General features: G+C 65.1%; 2 protein-coding genes. Both read right to left on the bottom strand.

Annotated elements, in window-relative coordinates:
- Positions 1–24: 24 nt before the first annotated feature.
- Positions 25–11787: an amino acid adenylation domain-containing protein gene (locus tag AC0J41_RS07820; protein ID WP_473015070.1), complete on the bottom strand. Its 11763-nt coding sequence runs from the start codon at positions 11785–11787 to the stop codon at positions 25–27.
- Positions 11787–22793: an amino acid adenylation domain-containing protein gene (locus tag AC0J41_RS07815; RefSeq protein ID WP_473015069.1), complete on the bottom strand. Its 11007-nt coding sequence runs from the start codon at positions 22791–22793 to the stop codon at positions 11787–11789. Before AC0J41_RS07815 ends, AC0J41_RS07820 begins: the two co-directional genes overlap by 1 nt.
- Positions 22794–22885: the final 92 nt, after the last annotated feature.

The following is a 22885-nucleotide window of genomic DNA, read 5'->3' as shown; positions in this document are numbered from 1 at the left end:
GCAGCCTTGGCTGCCCGGCAGTTATCAAGCGACAGTGGTGCGCCGTTCGAGCAACGCTTGCAGCTGATCGAGCAACTCGTCGCCGCGCATCAGTTCGTAGTGCCCGCCGGCCAGTAAACGGTCGACGCCGTGGCGCCCGACCTGGGCGGCAAACACCTCGCGTTCATCGTCGCGTTCAGCCACCCACCAGCGATGCGCCGCCACTTGAGCCATCGGCAATTGCCGCTGGGCCAGCGCCAGTTGCTTGAGCGCAGCACCGGTGACGAAGATCCGCGTGAACTCATCGGCGCCCAACGCGGCATCGCCGCTGGAACCGTGCATGGCGGCCTCGATGACTGCCGCGGCGGCGGCTTGTTCGTTGAGGCCAGCGGCTTTTTCAGCCATCAGCACCTGAGCCTCTTCGAGCGACAGGCCGAGCACAAACTTCAGGAAGTCCGCGAGGTCTTCACGCCAGTCTCCCGCCTCGGCGGTGCCGGCCACGTAGCTGTCGACCAGACCGGCAAACGCGACGGTTTCGCCCTGGCTTTCCAGCTCGTGGGCCACCAGTTGCACCAACGCCCCGCCCAGCGACCAGCCCAACAGGTAATACGGGCCTTCCGGTTGCTGCGCACGAATGCGCTGTGCGTAGGCCTGAGCCATGGCCAGCAACGATTCATCCTGCCATTGCGGGTCGAGCAGCATCCGGCATTGCAGGCCGTAGACTGTGCGCCGACCTTCCAGACGCCGGGCCAGCGGCTCGTAATCGAACACCGTGCCGAAACCGGCGTGCAGGCAGAACAACGCCGGCACATGGCTGAGGCGACTATTGAGCGCCAGCAGCGGATCCGGCGCAGTGGCCGTCTCCTGCGCCTGATAGCCGCTGAGTTCGGCGATGCACGGCTTCTGCATCAGATCGCGTAGCTTCAGTTCGAAACCCAGTTGCGGTTGACTGCGCACCCGCGAAATGACCTTGAGCACCTGCAACGAGTCGCCACCGAGTTCGAAGAAGTTATCGTCGATGCCGATTTGCGGCACCCCGAGGACTTCCTGCCAGATCGTTGCCAGTGCTTGCTCCAGCGCATTGCGCGGGGCGCGATAGCCACCCAGCGCCCACTCCGGTTGTGGCAACGCCCGACGGTCGATCTTGCCGTTGGCCGACAGCGGGAAGCGCTCCAGCACCATGATCCGCGCCGGCACCATGTAGTCGGGCAACTGCGCCTGCAGCTCAGCCTTGATGCGCCGATCCAGACCGGTCACACCTGCCGCAACCACGTAGCCCACCAACTGCTTGCCGGTCGGCGTGTCGTGCACCACCACGGCGGCATCCAGCACCCCGGCGCATTCACGCAAGCGTGCTTCGATTTCGCCGAGTTCGATGCGGAAGCCGCGAATCTTCACCTGCTGGTCGAGACGCCCGAGGTAGTCGATCAAGCCGCATTCACGCTGGCGCACCAGGTCGCCGGTGCGGTACATGCGGCCGCCCGCCTCGAACGGATCGGGAATGAAGCGTTCGGCGCTCATGCCCGGACGCTGGTGGTAACCGCGCGCCAGACATTCGCCGCCCAGATACAACTCGCCACTGACCCCGGCCGGCAACGGATTGAGATCGGCGTCGAGCACGTACAAACCACGCCCGGCCACGCCACGGCCAATCGGCGCATAGGCCGCCTCGCAGCGTTCGCTGGCTTCGGCTCGCCACAGCAGCGGCGTGACCACGGTTTCGGTCGGGCCATAGCCGTTGACCAGACGCTGTGGCCGCAGGGCACGCTTGACCTGTTCGAAACTGGCTTCCGGCACCGCATCACCGCCAAAGCAATACACCTGCACCGCTGGCGGATTGCCCAGACGCTCAGCCACTTCGGCCATCTGTTGCAGGTAGGCCGGCGGGAAGCAGGCGACGGTGACCTGATGACGTTCCAGCACTTGCAGGGTCTGCTCCGGCGTCCACAGATTGTCCTCGCGAACCACCAGACTGCCACCGGCCAGCAACACGCTCAGCCAACGCTCCTGAGCACCGTCGAAGGCAAATGACATGAAGTGCAATTCACGGCTGTCCGGCACCAGTTCGTACAGGTCGATGATGCCGCGGCAATGCCGGGCAATCGGTCCGCGCGCCACCGCCACGCCTTTGGGCTGGCCGGTGGAACCGGAGGTGTAGATCAGGTACGCGAGGTGCCCTGCCAGCGGCTGGGACAACGGGCATTGCGCATTGTTGTCGTGCGGCATTTGATCGAGCAACAGGCGCGGCACGTTGTCGGCCAGGGTCAGGCGCTCACCCAGATCGCTGTCGCAGAGCAACAGGCTGGCCGCCGAATCGTCAAGCATGTAGGCCAGACGCTCCGGCGGATACGCCAGGTCCAGCGGCAAGTACGCCGCGCCAGCCTTGAGCACCGCGAGGAACGCAATGATCGTGCGTTCCGAGCGCGGCAATGCCACCGCCACCAGACTTTCCGCACCGATGCCACGCTCGATCAATTGCGCGGCCAGGCCATTGGCCCGTGCTTCTAGCTCGGCGTAGCTGACTTCACGATCCTCACAGAACAGCGCGGTTTTCTGCGGCTGGTTGCGCACGTGCTCATTGAAGCTATGCAACAGATCGCTGTCGTCGGCCGATGCTTGTGGCAGGCCCAGACGCGCGCCCGGCAGACCGAGATTGCCGATCAGGCAGTGCTCATCTTCCGGCAGAGTGCGCAGCAAACCTTCCAGTTGCGCGCGGATCTGCTCGACCTCGGCGTCACTGAAGCGATCGCGCAGGTACAGGTATTCGACCTCCAGGCCGTCTTCGTTGGCGCTGACCATCAAGTCCATCGGCACGTTGGTGACGCCGGCGCTGCCGACTTCGGCAAAGCGCAACTCGCCCTCCTCGCCACCGCGCAAGGCACGATCAACCGGATGGTTTTCGAACACGATGATGCTGTCGAACAGGCCCTGGCCACCGAGTCCGGCCCAGCGCTGGATGTCCGACAACGGCGTGTGTTCATAGTCACGCACGGTCAGGTTGTAGTCCTGCAATTCACGCAACCACTCGCCCAACGGCTGTTGCGGGTCGAGGGTCTGGATCACCGGCAAGGTGTTGATGAACAGGCCGAGCATTTCCTGCGCACCCGGCAGGCCAGTCGGGCGCCCCGCCACCGTGGCGCCGAACGCCACGCTGCGCTGGCCGCTGTGACGTTGCAACAGCAGCAGCCAGGCGGCCTGCACCAAGGTGTTGAGGGTCACGCGCTGACGCTTGGCAAAACCGTGCAGTCTGCGTGTCGCTTCGGCGTCAAGATCGGTGTACATCACGCCGTGCCCGGAACCGGTCGCACCGCTGGCCTTGGCCAGAATCGTCGGCGCTTCCAGCAGCGCCAGACGCTCGCGCCAGAAGCCTTCGGCCTGCGCGCTGTCCTGACGTTGCAGCCAGCCGATGTAATCGGCGTAACGGCCATTGAGTGCCGGCAGGCTGGCGTGGTGATACAGGCGCAGCATCTCGCCGAGCAGGCGCGACGCACTCCAGCCGTCGAGCAACAGGTGATGGTAGACCCATATCATCTGATAACGCTCAGCGTCCAGACGCACCAGCACAAACCGCATCAGCGGCGGGCAGCTCAGGTCGAAACCCTTGGCCTGCTCGGCAGCGGCCAGTTCGCTCAGCGCCTGTTCGGTGTCGCTGCGCTCGCGCCAGTCGAGTTCTTCGATTGGCAGCACGACATCGGCGAACACCGCCTGCAGCGGATCGGCCAGGCCGTCGCGCCAGCGGAACGCCGCACGCAGCACCTCATGGCGCTTGATCAAGGTTTGCCAGGCTGCACGGAAACGCGGCACCTGCAAGCCGTCCACCGCCACGCTCAACTGGTTGACGTAGGGGTTCAGTTCCGGTGAATCCAGGCAATGGAACAACATGCCCTGCTGCATCGGCGACAGCGGATACAGGTCCTGCAGCCCTTCGCGAGCGGCGACGTCGATGTGCGGCACCAGTGCGAACGGCGCGACGGTCGGCGCCTCGCTCAAGGTCGCTTCACGAGTGACCGCCACGGCTGCCAATGCACGGATGGTCTGCTGTTCGAACAACTGCTTCGGACTGAACACCAACCCGCGTTGCCCGGCGCGGCTGACCGCTTGCAGAGAGATGATCGAGTCACCGCCCAGCTCGAAGAAGTTTTCGGTAACGCCCAGCGCGTCCAGGCCCAGCAGCTCCTGCCAGATCTCCACCAGCAGCGCTTCGGCCGGTGTCGCAGCCGGCACCTGGTCCTGACTCTGGCGCGCAACGTCCGGTGCCGGCAAGCCCTTGCGGTCGAGCTTGCCATTGGGGGTCAGCGGCAATGCCGCCAGGCACATCAGGTGCGCCGGCAACATGTGCGCCGGCAGACGGCTGCGCAGGTGCGCGGTCAACGCGGCCTGCAGATCCTGCTCGTTGGCCAGTGGATCGCGCGGCACGATGTAGCCGACCAACTGGCGGCTCACCGGTCCGTCACGATCGATCACCAGAGCTTCGCGCACGCCTTCGTGCTCAAGCAGACAGGCTTCGATTTCACCCAGTTCGATGCGGAAACCGCGAATCTTCACTTGCTGGTCGATACGGCCCAGGTATTCCACCACGCCGTCGGCACGAAAGCGTGCCAGGTCACCACTGCGATACAGGCGCGCACCCGGCACGAACGGATCCGGCACGAAACGCTCGGCGGTCAGGTCCGGACGCTGGTGATAACCCCGGGCCACGCCCTCGCCGCCCAGGTACAGCTCACCGGCCACACCCACCGGCAATGGCTGCAAGCCGCCGTCAAGAATGTAGGCGCTGCGGTTACCCACCGGCCGGCCGATCGGCATGAAGGCCGAGTCGAATTCAGTGTCCGGGTAGGCCAGCCAGATCAGCGGCGTGATCACGGTTTCGGTCGGGCCGTAACCATTGATCAGGCGCTTTGGTTGCAGCACCTGCTGAACTTCGTCGAACGCATGCTTGGGCATGCCCTCGGCGCACGGCGTGTAGGAACGAATCGGCAGCTCTCGCCCCGCTTCGCCCATGAAATCGGCGATCTGCAGCAGATAGCTTGGGGTAAAGCAGGCGATGGTGATGCCGTGCTGCTGGATTTCCGCACAGGTGCGCTCAACGCTCCACAACTCATCGTCACGCGGCATCACCGCCGAACCGAACACCAACGGCGTCAACCAGCGTTCGTGGGCGCCGTCGAAACTGATCGAGGCAAACTGCAACTCGCGATCCTCGGGGGTCATGCCGTACAACTCGCCGATCGCCAGGCAGTGCATCGCCAGCGGGCCGTGGGCCACGCTGACGCCTTTCGGCCGTCCGGTGGAACCCGAGGTGTAGATCAGGTACGCAAGGTTTTCCCCGCAGGTCAGGTTGACCGGGTTGCTGTCGGCCATCATCTCCAGCGGCTCGCGGTCGATGTCCAGCACCGGCAGATCGTCCGGCAGCGCCAGTGTTTCCCGCAGCCACGATTGGCTGAGCATCAGCACAATGCCGCTGTCCTGCATCAGGTATTGCAGGCGCTCGGCGGGGTACGCCGGGTCGAGCGGCACGTAGGCACCACCGGCCTTGAGGATCGCCAGCAGGCCGACGATCATTTCCGGCGAACGCTGCATCGCCAGGCCGACCCGCACCTCCGGGCCGACACCGAGGTTGCGCAGGCGATGGGCCAGGCGATTGGCGCGGCGGTTGAGCTCGGCGAAGGTCAGCTCCACTTCGCCAAAAATCAGCGCCGTGGCCTGCGGCCGGATCTCGGCCTGGGCTTCGATCAGTTGATGCACGCACAGCGGATTTTCGTTCGCGGCAAAGGCCGGGTTCCAGGTATGCAATTGCTGCACGCGCTCGCTGGCGGTCAGCAAATCCAGTTCGCTCAAGGCGCCCTCGGGTGCATCGACCATTGCATTGAGCAACGCCGCCAGATGCGCGCTCATGCGGGCGATGGCCTCGGCGCTGAAGTGGCCGCACTGGTAACTCCAGTTCAGGCTCAGGGTGTTTTCTGCGGTGGCCGCCAGGGTCAGCGGGAAGTTGGTGCGTTCATGGTTCTGCGGGATCGAGAAGCTCAGGCCGGCCGGCGCGCCCTGTTGCAAGGCCTCGGCCACCGGGAAGTTTTCGAACACCAGCAGGCTGTCGAACAATGGTTCACCGGCACGTCCGGCCCAGCGCTGAATATCGCCCAGCGCGGTGAACTCGTGCTCACGCAGCTCCAGGTTCTGCGCCTGCAAACGGCTCAGCCACTGGCTGACGGTTTCCACCGCGTCCGGGCAACTGATCACCGGCAAGGTGTTGATGAACAGACCCAACTGGCTCTCCGCTCCCGGCAGATCCACCGGGCGCCCGGCAACGGTCGCACCGAACGCCACGCAACGCTGGCCGCTGTAGCGTTGCAGCAGCAGCGCCCAGGCGCCTTGCAGCAAGGTGTTGAGGGTGACTTTCTGCTGACGGGCGAACTCGCTCAGGCGCTGGGTCGCGGCCACGTCGAAGCGCTGCAGATGGTCGGCAAAAGCCTGGCTGTCCGACTGTTTCAGATCGCCATGCGCCAGGCTCTGGGCCAACAGGGTCGGGTTGTCCAACGGCGCCAGTTGCTCCAGCCAGAAGCGCTCGTCAGCCTGTGCATCCTGGCGTTGCAGCCAGCCGATGTAATCGGCAAACCGCCCGCTCGGGGACTGCACCGCTTCCCCGGCATAACGCTGCAGCACTTCACTGAGCAGCAGCGAGTTGCTCCAGCCATCGAGCAGCAAATGGTGGTGGGTGTAGATCAATTGCTGACGCTGATCGTCCAGCCGCACCAGGGTCAAACGCATCAGCGGCGCCTGAGCCGGGTCAAGTTGCAGACGCTCGCTGTCGATCAGTTGCGCCAGCGCCTCGGCCTGATCGGCACGGCCACGCCAGTCCAGGCAACGGAACGGCAGTTGCAGCTGACGATGCACCAGTTGCACCGGCGCCTCGAATCCCTGCGGGAAGTGGAAACTGCTGCGCAGAATCGGATGCGCATCGATCACCGCCTGCCAGGCCTGCCCCAGTCGCTCGGCGTCCAGCCCCTTGGCCTCGACATTGAGTTGATTGACATAGGCCCCGGACGCCGACTCGAACAGGCTGTGAAACAGCAGGCCGGCCTGCATCGGCGACAGCGGGTACAGGTCCTCGATCTGCGTCGCCGTCACCGGCAAGCCATCGAGTTGCGCCTGATTCAAACGTGCGAGCGGGAAATCCGCCGGAGTCACGCCACCGGCCTCATCGCTCAGGCAGTGCTCGATCAGCGCCAGCAACTCTTGGCGATAGTCTGCCGCCAGTTGTTCGATTTCAACGTGGTCAAAGCATTCGCGGCTGAAGGTCCAGTCCAGCTTCAGTTCACCGCCATACACCTGACCGTCCACCGACAACCAGTTGGGCAACGGTGCATCGGCCGCTTGCGCAGCGCCGCTGGCTTCGCTGGCGGGGCTGAACAGCGCGTCCTCGGCAAAACTCTGGTCGAACTGCCCCAGGTAGTTGAACGTCACCCGCGCCTGCGGCAATTCGCTCAGCGCCGCCTGGGCCGCGGCATCGCCCATGTAGCGCAGCAGCCCGTAACCCAGGCCTTTGCCGGGGATCTCGCGCAACTGCTGTTTGATCGCCTTGATCGAACCGGCGATGTCCGCCGTCGGTGTCAGGCACACCGGGAACAGGCTGGAGAACCAGCCGACCGTGCGGGTCAGGTCGATGTCGTCGAACAGGTCTTCGCGACCATGCCCTTCGAGCTGGATCAGCGCCGACGCGTTACCGCTCCAGCGACTCAGGGTACGGGCCAGCGCGGTCAGCAGCAGGTCATTGACCTGGGTGCGATAGGCGGCCGGTGCCTGTTGCAGCAAACGACGGGTCTGCTCGCGGTCCAGCGCAATGCTCACGCCCTGACGCAAATGCCCGGCCTGACTGGCCTGAGCATTGGCCGCCGGCAAGCGGTCGCTGGCCTGGCCCAGTTGCGTCTGCCACCACGCCAGTTCAGCGAGCGCCGCCTCACTGCGCGCATAGTCTTGCAGCTTCAGCGCCCAGGTCTGGAACGCGCTGGTCTTGGCCGGCAGTTCCTTGTCCTGATAAGCCGCCTGCAAGTCTTCCAGCAACACCCGCCAGGAGACCCCGTCCACCGCCAAATGGTGGATCACCAGCAACAGTCTCTGGCTGCCGTCAGCCTGCGCGATCAAGGCGATGCGCAGCAACGGGCCGTCCTGCAGGCTCAGGCTGCGCTGGGCTTCTTCGCACACCGATTCCAGCGACGCATCGCTGGCGACCCGGGCAGTCCAGAGCATGTCGATGACGTCGGCACTGTCGGCACCCACGTAGCGCGCCGACCACTGACCGTCGACCTGGCTGAAGCGCAGGCGCAAGGCGTCGTGTTGTTTGAGCAGACGTTGCAACGCCGTTTGCAGGCGCGGCAGTTCCAGCGGCTGACGCGGTGCCAGCAGCACCGCCTGATTCCAGTGCTGGCGTTGCGGGATCGGCTCGTCGAAAAACCAGCGCTGAATCGGCGTCAGCACCTGCCCGCCCTCCACCGGCCCCTGTGGAGCCAGCGGTGCGGCCTGGACCTTGACCACGGCGGCCAGCGCTTGCAGCGTCTGCTGCTGGAACAGATCACGCGGTTGCAGGCTCAGGCCGGCGCGGCGGGCGCGGCTGACCACCTGAATCGAGATGATCGAGTCGCCGCCCAGCTCAAAGAAGTTGTCCTGACGCCCGACCTGCTCGACGCCGAGCACGTCCTGCCAGATCTGCGCCAGCGCTTGTTCGTGCGTGGTTTGCGGTGCCTCGAACGCACGCTGGCTGACTTGCAGCGTGGGCGCCGGCAGACGCTTGCGTTCGAGTTTGCCATTGGGGCTGAGCGGCATCTGCTCGATCAGTACGGTCTGCGCCGGCACCATGTAGTCCGGCAGGCTCGCCAGCAAATGCGTTTTCAGGGTTTCGCGCCAGGCATTCTGCCGCGTGAGATCGGCATTGGGCAGCGCCCGATCCTGCGGCACCACGTACGCCACCAGCTGCTTGCCGCTCGGCCCGTCCAGCGCCAGCACCACCGCGTCCTGAACTTCGGGGTGTTCTTGCAGGCGCGCTTCGATTTCGCCGAGTTCGATACGCAGCCCGCGAATCTTCACCTGATGGTCGATCCGGCCGCAGTACTCGATGGCCCCGTCGCCGCGGTAACGCGCCAGGTCACCGGTGCGGTACAGACGCTCGCCGCTGCCGAACGGGTCGACAACAAACCGTTCGGCGGTCAACGCGCCGCGTCGATGGTAACCGCGAGCCAGGCCGATACCGCCCAGGTACAACTCACCCACGGCGCCCAGCGGTAATGGCTGCAATTCGCTGTCGAGAATCAAGGTGCGCAGGTTGGCAATCGGAAGACCGATCGGCACGCTGTCACGACCCTCTTCCACGCAGGTCCAGTGGGTCACGTCGATGGCCGCTTCGGTCGGGCCATAGAGGTTGTACAGATTGGCTTGCGGCAGACTGCGCAGGGTCTGGCGCTGCAACTCCATCGGCAACGCTTCGCCGCTGCAGATAATCCGCGTCAGCGAAGTGCAGGCCAGCGACTCGTCGGCGCTGATGAACGCCGAGAGCATCGACGGCACGAAGTGCAGCGTGGTGATCGACTGTTCGACGATCAGCGCAGCAAGACGTTGCGGATCGCGATGCTCGCCAGGCGCGGCGATGACCAGTGTCGCGCCCTTCATCAACGGCCAGAAAAACTCCCAGACCGACACGTCGAAACTGAACGGGGTCTTCTGCAGCACCCGGTCGCTCGGTTGCAGGTTGTAGGCCTGCTGCATCCATTCCAGACGGTTGTGCAGCGCCACATGACGGTTGCCGGCGCCCTTGGGCTTGCCGGTGGAACCGGAGGTGTAAATCACATAGGCGAGGTTTTCCGCCAGCGCCAGATTGGGCAAGTCGCTGTCCGGCAGTTCGCTCAGCCAGTCGGCATCCGCATGCAGGCACAGGGTGCGCACCGAGTCCGGCGTCGGCAGTTGCGCCAGCAGATGCTCTTGGGTCAGCAGCAAGGAAATGCCGCTGTCTTCGATCATGTAGCTCAGGCGATCGAGCGGGTATTCCGGGTCCAGCGGCACATAGGCGCCGCCGGCCTTGAGAATCGCCAGCAAGCCGACGACCATTTCCAGCGAGCGCTCGCAGGCGATCCCGACGATCACTTCCGCACCGACGCCTTGCGCTCGCAGGTGATGGGCCAGACGGTTGGCGCGCCGGTTCAGTTCGGCATAACCGAGGCTCTGGCCCTGGAACACCAGCGCCGTCGCGTCAGGTTGCCGTGCTGCATGCGCTTCGAAGTGGCGCTGCACACAGACCTCGCCCGGGTACGTCTGCGCGGTGTCATTGAGTTCATCGAGAATGTGCAGACGCTCCTCCGCGTCCAGCAGCGGCAGCTCGGCCAGCGGGCATTGCGGGTTCGCCAGCGCCCCGGCCAGCAGATTGCGCCAATGCCGGGCCAGGTGTTCGATGCGCTCGGCGTCGAACAGATCGGTGGCGTAGGTCAGGCTGGCGAACAACTGGTCGCCGACTTCCTGAGTATCGAGTTGCAGATCGAACTGGGTGGTCGGCGTCGTGGTGTTCAGCGCCTCGACCCGCAGCCCGGCGAGCAAGCCACCGACGGCGCTCGCTTTGGTCTGTTGATGGTTGAACATCACCTGGAACAGCGGGCTGTGGCTGAGGCTGCGATCGCCTTGCAGCGCCTGCACCAGACGCTCGAACGGCAAGTCCTGATAGTCCTGCGCGTCCAGCGAGGCGGTGCGGGTCTGCTCGAGCAACTGGCTGAAGGTCTGACGCCCATCGACCTCGACACGCATCACCTGGGTGTTGACGAAGAAGCCGATCAGGCCACGGGTTTCATCGCGGTTGCGGTTACCGATCGGCACACCGATGCGCAGGTCCGACTGCCCGCTGTAGCGATAGAGCAAAGCCTGGAAACTGGCCAGCAGCAACATGAACGGGGTGACACCGGCCTGTTTCGCCAAGGACATCAGACCGGCAGCCAGATCGGCCTCCAGGGCGAATTCCAGGCGTGCACCGCGCTGGCTTGGCTGGGCCGGACGCGGACGGTCGGTAGGCAGTTCCAGCAGCGGCTGCTCGCTGCCCAGGGTCTCGCGCCACCAGTTCAACTGGCGCTCCAGCTCGCCGGCTTCCATCCAGCGGCGTTGCCAGGCGGCGTAGTCCGAATACTCGATCGGCAACGCCTCAAGCTGCGCGTCCTGGCCCTGCGAATGGCCGGCATACAGGCGCGAGAATTCTTCGATCAGCACGCCCATCGACCAGCCGTCGGTGACGATGTGGTGCAGGGTCAATACCAGCACGTGGTCTTCGGTATCCAGTTGCAACAGGCTGACGCGCAACAGCGGACCGTGCTGCAAATCGAAAGGCCGGGCAATGTCCGCTTGCACCTGACGCAGGGCGCAGGCCAGACGCTCGGCCGCTGGCTGCGCGCGCAGGTCATGCCGTTCGATCGGCAGCGAGGTGACCGCCGCCAGGGTTTGCCTGACCTGACCGTCGTCTTCGACGAAGCGGCTGCGCAGGCTCTGGTGACGCTCCAGCAGCACGTCGAAACTGTGTTGCAGCGCAGCGACGTTCAGCGGCCCTTGCAGACGCAGGACAGCAGGAATGTTGTAGGCGGCGCTCTGCGGGTCAAGCTGCCAGAGAAACCACTGGCGTTGCTGCGCGTACGACAGTTCGAACGCCGTTTGTGGCTCGGCGGCCGGCGGGATCGGCAGTTGGCCGAAGCTCACGCCCTGCTCTTGCATGCGTTGCAGAAATTCGCGGCGCTTGTCTGCCGGCAACGCGGCAAAACGGGTAGCGATGCGCCAGGCGGTAGTGTGTTCCATCAGTTGATCTCCATCTCGTCGAGAAGCGACTCAAGCGCATCCAGACGTGCATCGTTGTCAGTCGGGGCGAGTTGCCCGGCCATGGCGGCATAAGCCTGAAGGTCGCTGGATTCGAACAGCGCACGCAGCGCCAGCTCGATGCCCAGTTCCAGCTCCACACGAGCGCTGGCCTGGGCGGCGAGCAGCGAGTGCCCGCCCAATTCAAAGAAGTTGTCGCGTCGCCCGACCTGCGCCACGCCCAGCACGTCGGCCCAGATCGCCGCCAATTGCCGTTCGAGGTCGCCTTCGGGAGCTTCATAAGGACGCTGCAGGGCCTGGGCATCGGGCAACGGCAGGGCCTTGCGGTCGAGCTTGCCGTTGCTGGTCAGCGGCAAGGCATCGAGCAGCAACCAGTGGCTCGGCACCATGTAGTCCGGCAGATCGACCTTGAGCGCCGCGCGCAGGTCGTCACGCCAGGCGATCGGGTCGGCCGGGGGTTGCTCGGCCACCACGTAGGCGCACAGTTGCGGCCCGCCCTCGTCGCTGTGCACGCTCAGTACCGCGTGGCGCACGCCGGGTTGCGCGAGCAGCGCGGCCTCGATCTCTCCCAGTTCGATGCGAAAGCCACGGATCTTCACTTGCTGGTCGATGCGCCCCAGGTAGTCGATGCTGCCGTCGTGCCGCTGGCGCGCCAGATCGCCGCTGCGATACAGGCGCTGCGCGGCATCGAACGGGCTCGGCACAAAACGCTCGGCGGTCAGGTCGAAGCGCCCGTGGTAACCGCGCGCCAGGCCTGCACCGGCGATGTACAACTCGCCCGCCACGCCCACCGGCACCGGTTGCAACTGGCTGTCGAGCAAGTACCAGCGCAGGTCGCGAATCGGCAGGCCGATCGGGCTCTGCGCCTTGCCGTCGAGGTCCGCCAGGCGGATCGCACGGTAGGTGACGTGCACCGTGGTTTCGGTGATGCCGTACATGTTCACCAGGGTCGGTTGTTGATCGCCGAAGCGCTCGAACCATGGCCGCAGGCTCGCCACTTCCAGCGCTTCACCACCAAAAATCACCTGGCGCAGGGCAAGGTGGCGCGGACTGGCGCAGGCAATCGGCAACAGTTGGCGGAACGCGGTCGGGGTCTGGTTCAACACCGTCACACCTTCGTCGCACAGCAGGCGATGGAACTCCTGCGGCTCGCGGCTGATGTAATACGGCACGATCACCAGACGCCCGCCGGTGCACAGCGCACCGAACAGTTCCCACACCGAGAAATCGAACGCGTAGGAATGGAACAGGGTCCAGACATCGTCCGCGCCGAAGTTGAATTCACCGGCGGTCGCGCTCAACAGGCGCCCGACGTTGGCGTGGCTGAGCAACGCCCCTTTTGGCCGACCGGTGGAGCCCGAGGTGTAGATCACATAGGCGAGATTGTCCGGGCTGCTCAGGCTCGGCAGATCGTCCGCGCTGTAGGCGTCCAGCGCCAGCGCGTCGAGGCACAGCACCTGCACCGTATCGCGCGCCGGCAAGCCGTCGCGCAGGTGTTGCTGAGTCAGCAGCAAGGTGATGCCGCTGTCTTCGATCATGTAGCTCAGGCGCTCTGCCGGGTATTGCGGATCGAGCGGCACGTAGGCACCACCGGCCTTGAGAATCGCCAGCACACCAACCACCAGCGGCAACGCACGCTCGGTGGCGATACCGACCCGCACTTCCGCACCGACACCCTGCTCGCGCAGCTTGCGCGCCAGGCGGTTGGCCTGGGCATTCAGTGCGGCATAACTCAGGCGTTCGCCCTCGTAGACCAGCGCAATCGCCTGCGGACGCAGCGCGACCTGTGCTTCGAACAACTGGTGCAGGGTCGGCGACGGCGGTTGCACCTCGAACCGCGGGTTCCACTCGGCGATCAACGCCTGACGCTCGGCGCTCGGCAGCAATGGCAACTCGGCCACTCGCTGCTGCGGATCAGCCGCCACCGCGCGCAGCAGGTTCAGCCATTGCTCGGCGAAGCGCTGCATCGAGGCCGGGTCATACACGTCGGTGGCGTAGGTCAGGCTCGCGTCCAGCGTGTCACCCTGCTCCTGCGTGTCGAGGACCAGGTCGAACTGCGTGGTGGTTTGCTGCCAGTGCAGACGCTCGACCTGCAAATCGGCCACCGTGCGCTCGACACTGGCGCCCAGTTGCTGCTGATGGTTGAACAGCACCTGGAACAACGGGCTGTGATTGAGGCTGCGATCCGGCTGCAACGCATCGACCAGTTGCTCGAACGGCAGGTCCTGATTGGCCTGCGCCTGCAACGCCACCTGCTTGATCTGTTGCAGCAGGCTGCTGAAGGATTGCTGACCGTCGATCTCGGCACGCAGCACCTGGGTGTTGATGAAGAAGCCGATCAGGCCTTCGGTTTCCAAGCGCGAACGGCCCGCACTCGGCACCCCGACGTTGATCGACGCCTGCCCGCTCTGGCGGTGCAGCACGGTTTGCAGGCTCGCCAGCAACAACATGAACAAGGTCACTTGCTGCGCCTGTGCGCATTCACGCAGCGCTGCCAGCAATGGCGCATCAACGTTCAGCAACAGGCTGGCACCACGCTCGCTGCGGCGCGCCGGACGGCTCAACTCACTTGGCAGCTCAAGCGGCGCCTGACTGCCGGCCAGGCGCTCGCGCCACTGACCGAGCTGACGCTCGCCCTCGCCCGCTTCCAGCCAGTCGCGCTGCCAGAGCGCGTAATCGCTGTAGCTCACCGGCAGTTGCTTGAGGTCGGCGGCACGCCCTTCGACAGCGGCCTGATACAGCGCACTGAACTCATCGACCATGATCTGCATCGACCAGCCATCGGCGGCGATGTGGTGCACGGTCAGCACCAGCACATGTTCCTCGGCGCCGAGCTGCAGCAACAGCATCCGCCACAACGGGCCGTTGCGCAGGTCGAATGGCCGGGCGATTTGCGCGGCGATAGCCGCGTCGAGGGACGCCGCGTCGATCTGATGCTGATCGAGTTGCAGCGGCAACTGCGCATGCAGCCGTGGCTGCGCCTGCTGCCCGTCCTGTTCGAAGGTGGTGCGCAAGCTGGCGTGGCGTGCCTGCAATTGCTCGAACGCCAGACGCAACGCTGCTTGATCCAGGCGGCCCTTGAGGCGCAAAGCGGCAGGAATGTTATACGCCGGGCTCTGCGGATCCAGCTGCCAGACAATCCACTGCCGCTGCTGGGCGTAGGACAGCACCGCCGGCCGGTCACTGGCCGCAGGCTGCAACACCGGTTGCGCGCTGCCGCTGGCCAGCGCGGCGCGCTCGGTAAATTCGGCCAGGCTGGCCGCCGAGAACAGGCTGTTGACCGGCAACTCCAGGAGCAGTTGCTGGCGCACTCGCGAGATCACTTGCAGCACCAGCAGCGAATGGCCGCCGAGCGCAAAGAAGTTGTCCTCACGACCCACGCGCTCGACCTGCAATACCTCCTGCCAGATCTGCGCCAGCTGCGTTTCCAGCCCTTGGGCCGGGGCCACAAACTCGCGCTGACCGGTGCCGGCGCAAACTCGTGGCAAGGCGCTGCGATCGAGTTTGCCGTTGTTGTTGAGCGGCAGCGCGGTCATCAGCACCAGATGGCTCGGCACCATGTAATCCGGCAACGACTGGCGCAGGGCCGCGTCAAGGGTTTCTCGGTACTGCGCCTCATCGGCCAGCACGCCGCTGGCCACGATATAGGCCACCAGCTGCGCACCGTCCTGAGCGATGACCGCTGCATCCCGCACATCGGCACGTGCTTGCAGGCAGGCTTCGATCTCACCCATTTCGATGCGCAAACCGCGAATCTTCACTTGGTGGTCGATACGCCCGACGTACTCCAGATCGGCGTTGGCGTTGTAGCGCGCCAGGTCGCCGCTGCGGTATAGACGTGCGCCCGGCTCAACGGCAAACGGGTCCGGCAGGAAGCGTTCGGCGGTCAGCGCCGGACGGTCGAAATAGCTTTGCGCCAGACAGGCCGGCGCGCCGATGCACAACTCGCCGATGCCGCCGGCCGGCAGCAATTGCCCGGCGCTGTCCAGCACATACAGAGCACGCCCGGGGATGGCGCGGCCGATCGGCACACCGAAGCTGTCGCTGGCGTCTTCCAGACGGCAATCCTGCACGCTGGACACCACGGTGGCCTCGGTCGGGCCGTAGGTGTTGAGCAAACGCACATGGCCCTGGCCGGCCTGATGCCAGAGGCGCAGGCCCTCGACGGACATCGCCTCACCGCCGACGTGCACCTGGCGCAACTCGCCCAGGGTGCTGATCGCGCCGCTCGCGCACTCGCGGGCCAGCAAGTACCAGTAGGCGGCCGGCAGGTCGGCCACGGTGACGCCGTGGCGCACGATTTCGCTGGCCAGTTGCCCGGCATCCCACAGCGCGTCGCCGCGCATGATCAACGCGGCGCCGACGCACAACGCCGGGAAGCACTGTTCAACGAAACCGTCGAAACTGAACGTGGCGAACTGCAATACGCGGTCCGCCGACGACAGCCGCGAATACTCGGCAGCGCTCTGGCAGAACTCTCGCAGCGCGCCCTGGGCAATCGCCACGCCTTTTGGTTGACCGGTGGAGCCGGAGGTGTAAATCACATAGGCCAGATCCTGCGCGTCAGCCTGCGTGAGCGGGTCGTTGTCGGCAAAACCGGCGCTGTCATCCAGCACCAGACGCACCACCGACGGCAACGACAGATCCTCCAGCAGGCCCGACTCGCACAGCAGCACGTCGAGGCGGCTGTCGTCGATCATGTAGCGCAGGCGCTCGCCCGGGTATTTGGGGTCCAGCGGCACATACGCCGCGCCGCTCTTGAGCACCGCCAGCAGGCTGACGATCAACTGCGGGCCGCGGTTCAACGCCAGTCCCACGCGGGTGCCGGGGCCGGCACCATGAGCGATCAGACGATGGGCCAGACGATTGGCCTGCGCGTTGAGCTGGCCGTAGCTCAAGGTCTGGCCGTCGACCAGCAATGCCAGTGCCTGGGGGGTGGCCGCGGCGCGGGCGGCGATCTGTTCGTGGGCCAGGCGCGAGTCCTGCAACGCCACCACGGGCGCTCGGCTGACCGCCAGCAATGGCGCCTGGCCGTCGGCATCGAGCAGCGCCAGCGAACCCAGGGCGACATCGGCACTGCTGACCAACTGATTCAGCAGGTGCTGCAGATTGGCCGACAACGTCGCCACTTGATCGGCACTGAAACGCGCGCTGTCGTAGCTGAAGTCGAGGGTCAGGGTCGCGCCGATTTCGACACCCAGCGTCAGTGGATAGTGAGTGCGTTCATGGTTGTGCAGATTGCTGAACGACAGCCCCGCCGGTGCGCCCTGTTTCAGCGCCTCGGCCACCGGGAAGTTTTCGAACACCAGCAGGCTGTCGAACAGCGCACCACCCTGCTGACCGGCCCAGCCTTGGATGTCATACAGCGGCACGTGCTCGAAATCGCGCATGGCCAGGTTCAGGCCCTGCAGGTCGCCGAGCCATTGGCTGACGGACTGTTGTGGATTGGGCGCGCACACCAGCGGCAAGGTGTTGATGAACAGGCCGAGCTGTTGCTCGATCCCCGCCAACGGTGCCGATCGCCCGGCCACCGTGGCGCCGAACGCCACACAAGCGTGGCCGGTATAGCGTTGCAGCAACAGGCCCCAGGCGCCTTGCAGCACGGTGTTGAGGGTGACTTTCTGCTGGCGGGCGAACTCACCAAGGCGCAGGGTCGCGTGGCTATCGAGGACCACGCGATGCTCCGCACTGCCCTCGCCCGCCACCGGCGCACGCAAGGCGTCGGCGAGCAACGTCGGCGCTTGCAGCGGTGCCAGTGTGGTCTTCCAGAACTGCTCGCCAGCGCTGGCCGACTGCGCTTGCAGCCACGCCAGATAATCGCGGTATTGCCCGAGCGGGGCCGGCAACGCCTGACCGGCGCTGTAGTGCTCGATCACTTCGGCGAGCAACTGTGCATTGCTCCAGCCGTCCATCAGAATGTGGTGGCTGGTGTAGATCAGGTGCCAGTCAGCCGTGCCGCTGCGCACCAGCTTCAACCGCAACAGCGGCGCGCACTCCAGAGCGAAACCCTGCGCGCGTTCGGCATCGGCCAATGCGTCGGTGTCGGTCAGTTCAAGCACTTCCAACGGCAACACCACGTTACGCTCGATCGCCTGATGCGCCGCGTCGAGGCCATGCCAGTGGAAGCTGCTGCGCAGAATCTGATGACGCTCCAGCGCCGCCTGCCACGACTGGGCAAAACGCTGTGGATCGAGGCCGTGAATGTCCAGGCGCAACTGGCTGATGTAGGCGCCGACTTGCGGCTCATACAGGGTGTGAAAGAGCATGCCTTGCTGCATCGGTGACAGCGGATACAGATCCTCGAGTTGCCCGGCCGATAGCGGCAGCGCATCCAGTTGCGCCTGCGTCACACGAGCCAGCGGGAAGTCCGACGGCGTCGCCTGCGGCGCGTCGAGGGCACAGCAGTGCTCGATCAGCGCGTTCAACTCGCTGGCGTACTCATCGGCCAGGCGCTGCACGGTGGCGCGGTCGAACATCTGGCTGCTGAAGCCCCAGTTCATCGACAGCTCGCCGCCGTACACCTGACCTTCGACGGTCAGCCAGTTGGCCAGCGGCGCCGACGGATCCTGAGCGACCCCGCCGCCTTCGCTGGACGGCACGAACAGCGCCGCCTCGTCGAACTGACGGTCGAATTGCCCGAGGTAGTTGAAGGTGATGCGCGGCTTGGCCTGAGCGGCCAGCGTCGCCGCCGTCTGCTCATCGCCCAGATAACGCAGCGCGCCGTAGCTCAGGCCTTTGTCCGGCACTGCGCGCAACTGTTCCTTGATGGTTTTGATCGAGGCGCCGAGGGTGTCCGCCGGCACCAGATTGACCGGGAACAGGCTGGTGAACCAGCCGAGGGTGCGGGTCAGGTCGATGTCGTCGAACAGGTCTTCGCGGCCATGGCCCTCCAGTTGAATCAGGCTGGCGGTGTGACCGCTCCAGCGGCAGACCACCCGGGCCAACGCGGTCAGCAGCAGGTCGTTGACCTGAGTGCGATAGGCCGCCGGTGCCTGTTGCAGCAACTTGCGGGTTTGCTCGGCGCTGAAGGTCAGCTCGATTTTCTGCTCGTGGCGGTTTTCCAGTGAGCCCTGCGGCCGCTCGCACGGCAAGTCATCCTGCGCCGCTTCGCGCAGTTGCGTCTGCCAGTAATCGAAGCTCTGCGCGAAGTTCGGCAAGTGGCCTTGCAGGCGTGCGACCCAGTGCTGATAGGCGCTGGTCTTGCCGGGGAAGGCGATGGCCGTGCCGTTCAACGCCTGGGCATAGGCTTGCTGCAAGTCCTCCAGCAGCACCCGCCACGAAACGCCGTCTATCACCAGGTGATGGGCCACCAGCAGCAAGCGCTGACTGCCGTCGGCGAAGTCCACCAACAGCGCGCGCAGCAACGGCCCGCGACTCAGATCAAGGCTGCGCTGAGCTTCGTCGCACAGCGCCTTGAGGTCTTGCGTGGAGGCGGCGTTGCGCTGCCACAGCACCGACTCGTCGGACAGCACTGCATAGGCCTGTTGCCAGCTGTCGGCATTCAAGGTGTAGCGCAGGCGCAAGCCGTCGTGATGATTGACCAGTTGCTTGAGCGCACGATCCAGCGCCTCGGCGTTCATCGCCTGTTGTGGCACCAGCAACAGCGACTGGTTCCAGTGCTGGCGCTGGGCGATGTCCTGCTCGAAGAACCAGCGCTGAACCGGCGCCAGTGCGACCGCACCCACGACAGGTCCCTGATCGATCGAGCGCTGTTCACCGTGCCGCGCAACTTGCGCCAGGCTGCGGATGGTCTGGTACTGGAACAGCTCTTTGGGGCTGAGGACGATCCCGGCCTGCCGTGCCCGGCTGACCACTTGCATCGACACGATCGAGTCGCCGCCCAGTTCGAAGAAGTTGTCTTCCAGGCCGACGTTATCCAGCGACAGTACGTCCTGCCAGATCGCCGCCAGGGCTTTCTCCATGACGCTGCGCGGTGCCACGTGTTCACGCTGCTGCTGGCGTCCGTCGACCGCCGGCAAGGCCTTGCGGTCGAGTTTGCCGTTAGGGGTCAGCGGCAACTGTTCGAGGAACAGCAGGTATGTCGGCACCATGTAATCCGGCAGGTGCTGACGCAGCGCCGCTTTCAGGGTTTCGCGCAGGCTCGCCTGTGCATCGGCATCTGCTGCCAGCACCGAGGTGTCGGTCGGCACGATGTACGCCACCAGTTGCTGACCATTGGCGCCGTCCTGTGCCAGTACCGCCAGTTCGCGCACGGTGTCCTGCTGCAACAGCCGCGCTTCGATTTCACCGAGTTCGATACGGAAACCGCGCACCTTCACCTGATGGTCGATACGTCCGACGTATTGCAGCGCGCCATGCGGCTGATAACGGGTCAGGTCGCCAGTGCGGTACAGCCGCTCGCCGGTCGCGGAAAACGGGTTCGGCACGTACTTTTCTGCGGTCATTGCCGCACGCCCCAGATAACCCCGGGTGATGCCGGCGCCGGCCAGATACAGTTCAGCGGCCACACCCTGCGGCACCGGTTGCAGATCGGCGTCCAGCAAGTAGCTGGCGGTGCCGGTCAACGGCCGGCCGATGTTCGCCGCACCTCCCGCCTCGCGGCGCGTCCAGGTCGAGTACGTGGTGTCTTCCGAAGGCCCGTACAGATCAAACACCTGCTCGACCGCGCTCTGCTGATACAACGCCTCGACCAGACTCTGCTTCAACGGCTCGCCCGCGAGGTTGATGATGCGCACGTTCGAAGCGATGGCGCCGTCGCGCAGCAAGGGATTGATGGCCGACGGCACGGTGTTGATCAGGCGCACCTGATCGCGCGCCGGCAGTTGCGGCAACTCAAGGGCGTTACGCGCGATGATCAGCGAGCCACCGTTGGCGAGGGTGACAAACAGCTCCCACACCGACAGGTCGAAGCACACTGAAGTCGAGGCCAGCACACCCTGAATGTCATCACGGCTGTAGACGCTGCGCGACCAGTCGATCAGCGCCTGCACGTTGCGGTGTGCGATGGCCACGCCTTTCGGTTTGCCGGTCGAGCCGGAGGTGTAGATCACGTAGGCCAGGTTATCCGGCGACACGGCGCTGACCGGGGCATGGCCTGGGTACGTCGCCAGCTCGGCTTCGATCACGTCGAGCAGCAACACTTGCGTGTCAGCGCCCGCCGCTAGCGTTTGCGCGATGGCGTGCTCGGTCAGCAGCACGCGCGCGCGGCTGTCTTCAAGCATGTAGGCCACGCGATCGGCCGGGTAGTCCGGGTCCAGCGGCACATAGGCACCCCCGGCCTTGAGCACGGCGAGCAAAGCCACCAGCAGGGTGTCGGAACGCTGCATGGCGACGCCGACCCGCACCTCCGGACCGACCCCGAACTCGATCAGTTTGTGCGCCAGGCGATTGGCCCGAGCGTCGATGTCGGCGTAGCTGAATGCCTGCTCACCGAACGTCACTGCCAGCGCCTGCGGCTGGCTGGCGACCTGTTGCTCGATCAACCGATGGATGCACGACGCTTCGGCAGATTCGGTATTCGCCAGGTTCCAGTCGTGGACGATCCGTTGATACTCGGCACTCTCCAGCAGCGGCAGATCACTGATGCGCTGGCGGCTGTCCTCGACCATGCCGCGCAACAGGTTGAGCCAGTGTTGCGCCATGCGTTCGATGGTCTGCGGGTCGAACAGATCGTTGGCGTAGGTCAGCGCGGCGTGCAGCTTGCCGGCCTTCTCATAGGTGTCCAGGGTCAGGTCGAACTGGGTGGTGCGGCCCTGCCATTCGATCACGCCCAGCTCCAGCCCGGAGGCGGTGCTGACGGTGCTGATGTCGGCGACTTGCGGCTGATGGTTGTACATCACCTGGAACAGCGGCGTGTGGCTGAGGCTGCGTTCCAGTTTCAGCGCTTCGACCAGACGCTCGAACGGCAAGTCCTGATGGGCCTGGGCACCGAGCGCGGTTTCCTTGATCGCGCGCAGCAGCTCGTCGACGCGAGTCTGGCCATCCAGCTCGGTGCGCAGCACCTGAGTGTTGACGAAGAAGCCGATCAGGCCTTCGATTTCGCCACGATTACGGTTGGCAATCGGCACGCCGACGCGGATATCGGCCTGCCCGGTGTAGCGATGCAGCAGCACGTTAAATGCGCCGAGCAACAGCATGAACAAGGTGATGCCGTGCTGCTGGGCGGTGCCGCGCAGTTGTTCGGCCAACGCGCCATCGATGGCGAATTCGTAGCGCGTGCCGCGATAGCTCGGCATCGCCGGGCGCGGGTGATCGGTGGGCAATTCCAGTACCGGATGCTCAGCACCCAGTTGCGCCTGCCAGTAATCGAGCTGCCGCGCCTGTTCGCCGGCTTCCAGCCAGCGGCGCTGCCACAGGGCGTAGTCGCTGTACTGGATCGGGAGCGGCGCCAGTTGCACCGGCTGGCCGGCATCAAACGCGTCGTAGCAACGAATGAATTCGTCGATCAGCACGTTCATCGACCAACCGTCGGAAACGATGTGGTGCAGGGTCAACAGCAGCACATGTTCCTGCGCGTCGAGCTTGAGCAGCTTGATCCGCAGCAGCGGGCCCTCGCCCAGATCGAACGGCAGCAGTGACTGCTGCTGGGCAGCGTCGGCGACCGCAAGCTCACGTTCGGCCGGGGTCAAGCCGGTGAAGTCCACCTGTTCGATCAGCAGTGGTGCCGTCGCCGGCACTTGCAGCAGGCTGTCGTCGGCCTGGCGCTGGAACACCGTGCGCAGGGTTTCGTGACGCTCGACCAGATGGGCGAAGGCCTGCTCCAGTGCCGTCAGGTTCAAGTGCCCGGTCAGGCGCACCGCGCCCGGCAGGTTGTAGGCGCCGCTGTGCGGATCGAGCTGCCAGAGAAACCACATGCGCTGCTGTGCGTAGGACAGCGCCTGCCGGTCATCGGCCTCGACCCCCTGCGGGATCGGAAAGCGGGCGAAATCCACGCCCTCCTTGTGCAAGGCCGCGAGGAACATCTGGCGCTTTTCCAGGGGCAACCCGATAAACCGGCGAGCAAGTTTCAAGGAGTCTTCAGCATTCATTTCTCAGCATCCGGATCAGTAGGCAGGAAGCACAAAGGCACGTCGTCCCTATAAAACGAATGCAGACCGGAAAAATTAGCGAATGAGAACAA

The organism is Pseudomonas sp. Arb-4-2C (genome assembly GCF_055755015.1).
This window is presented reverse-complemented; position numbering and strand designations above follow the sequence as displayed.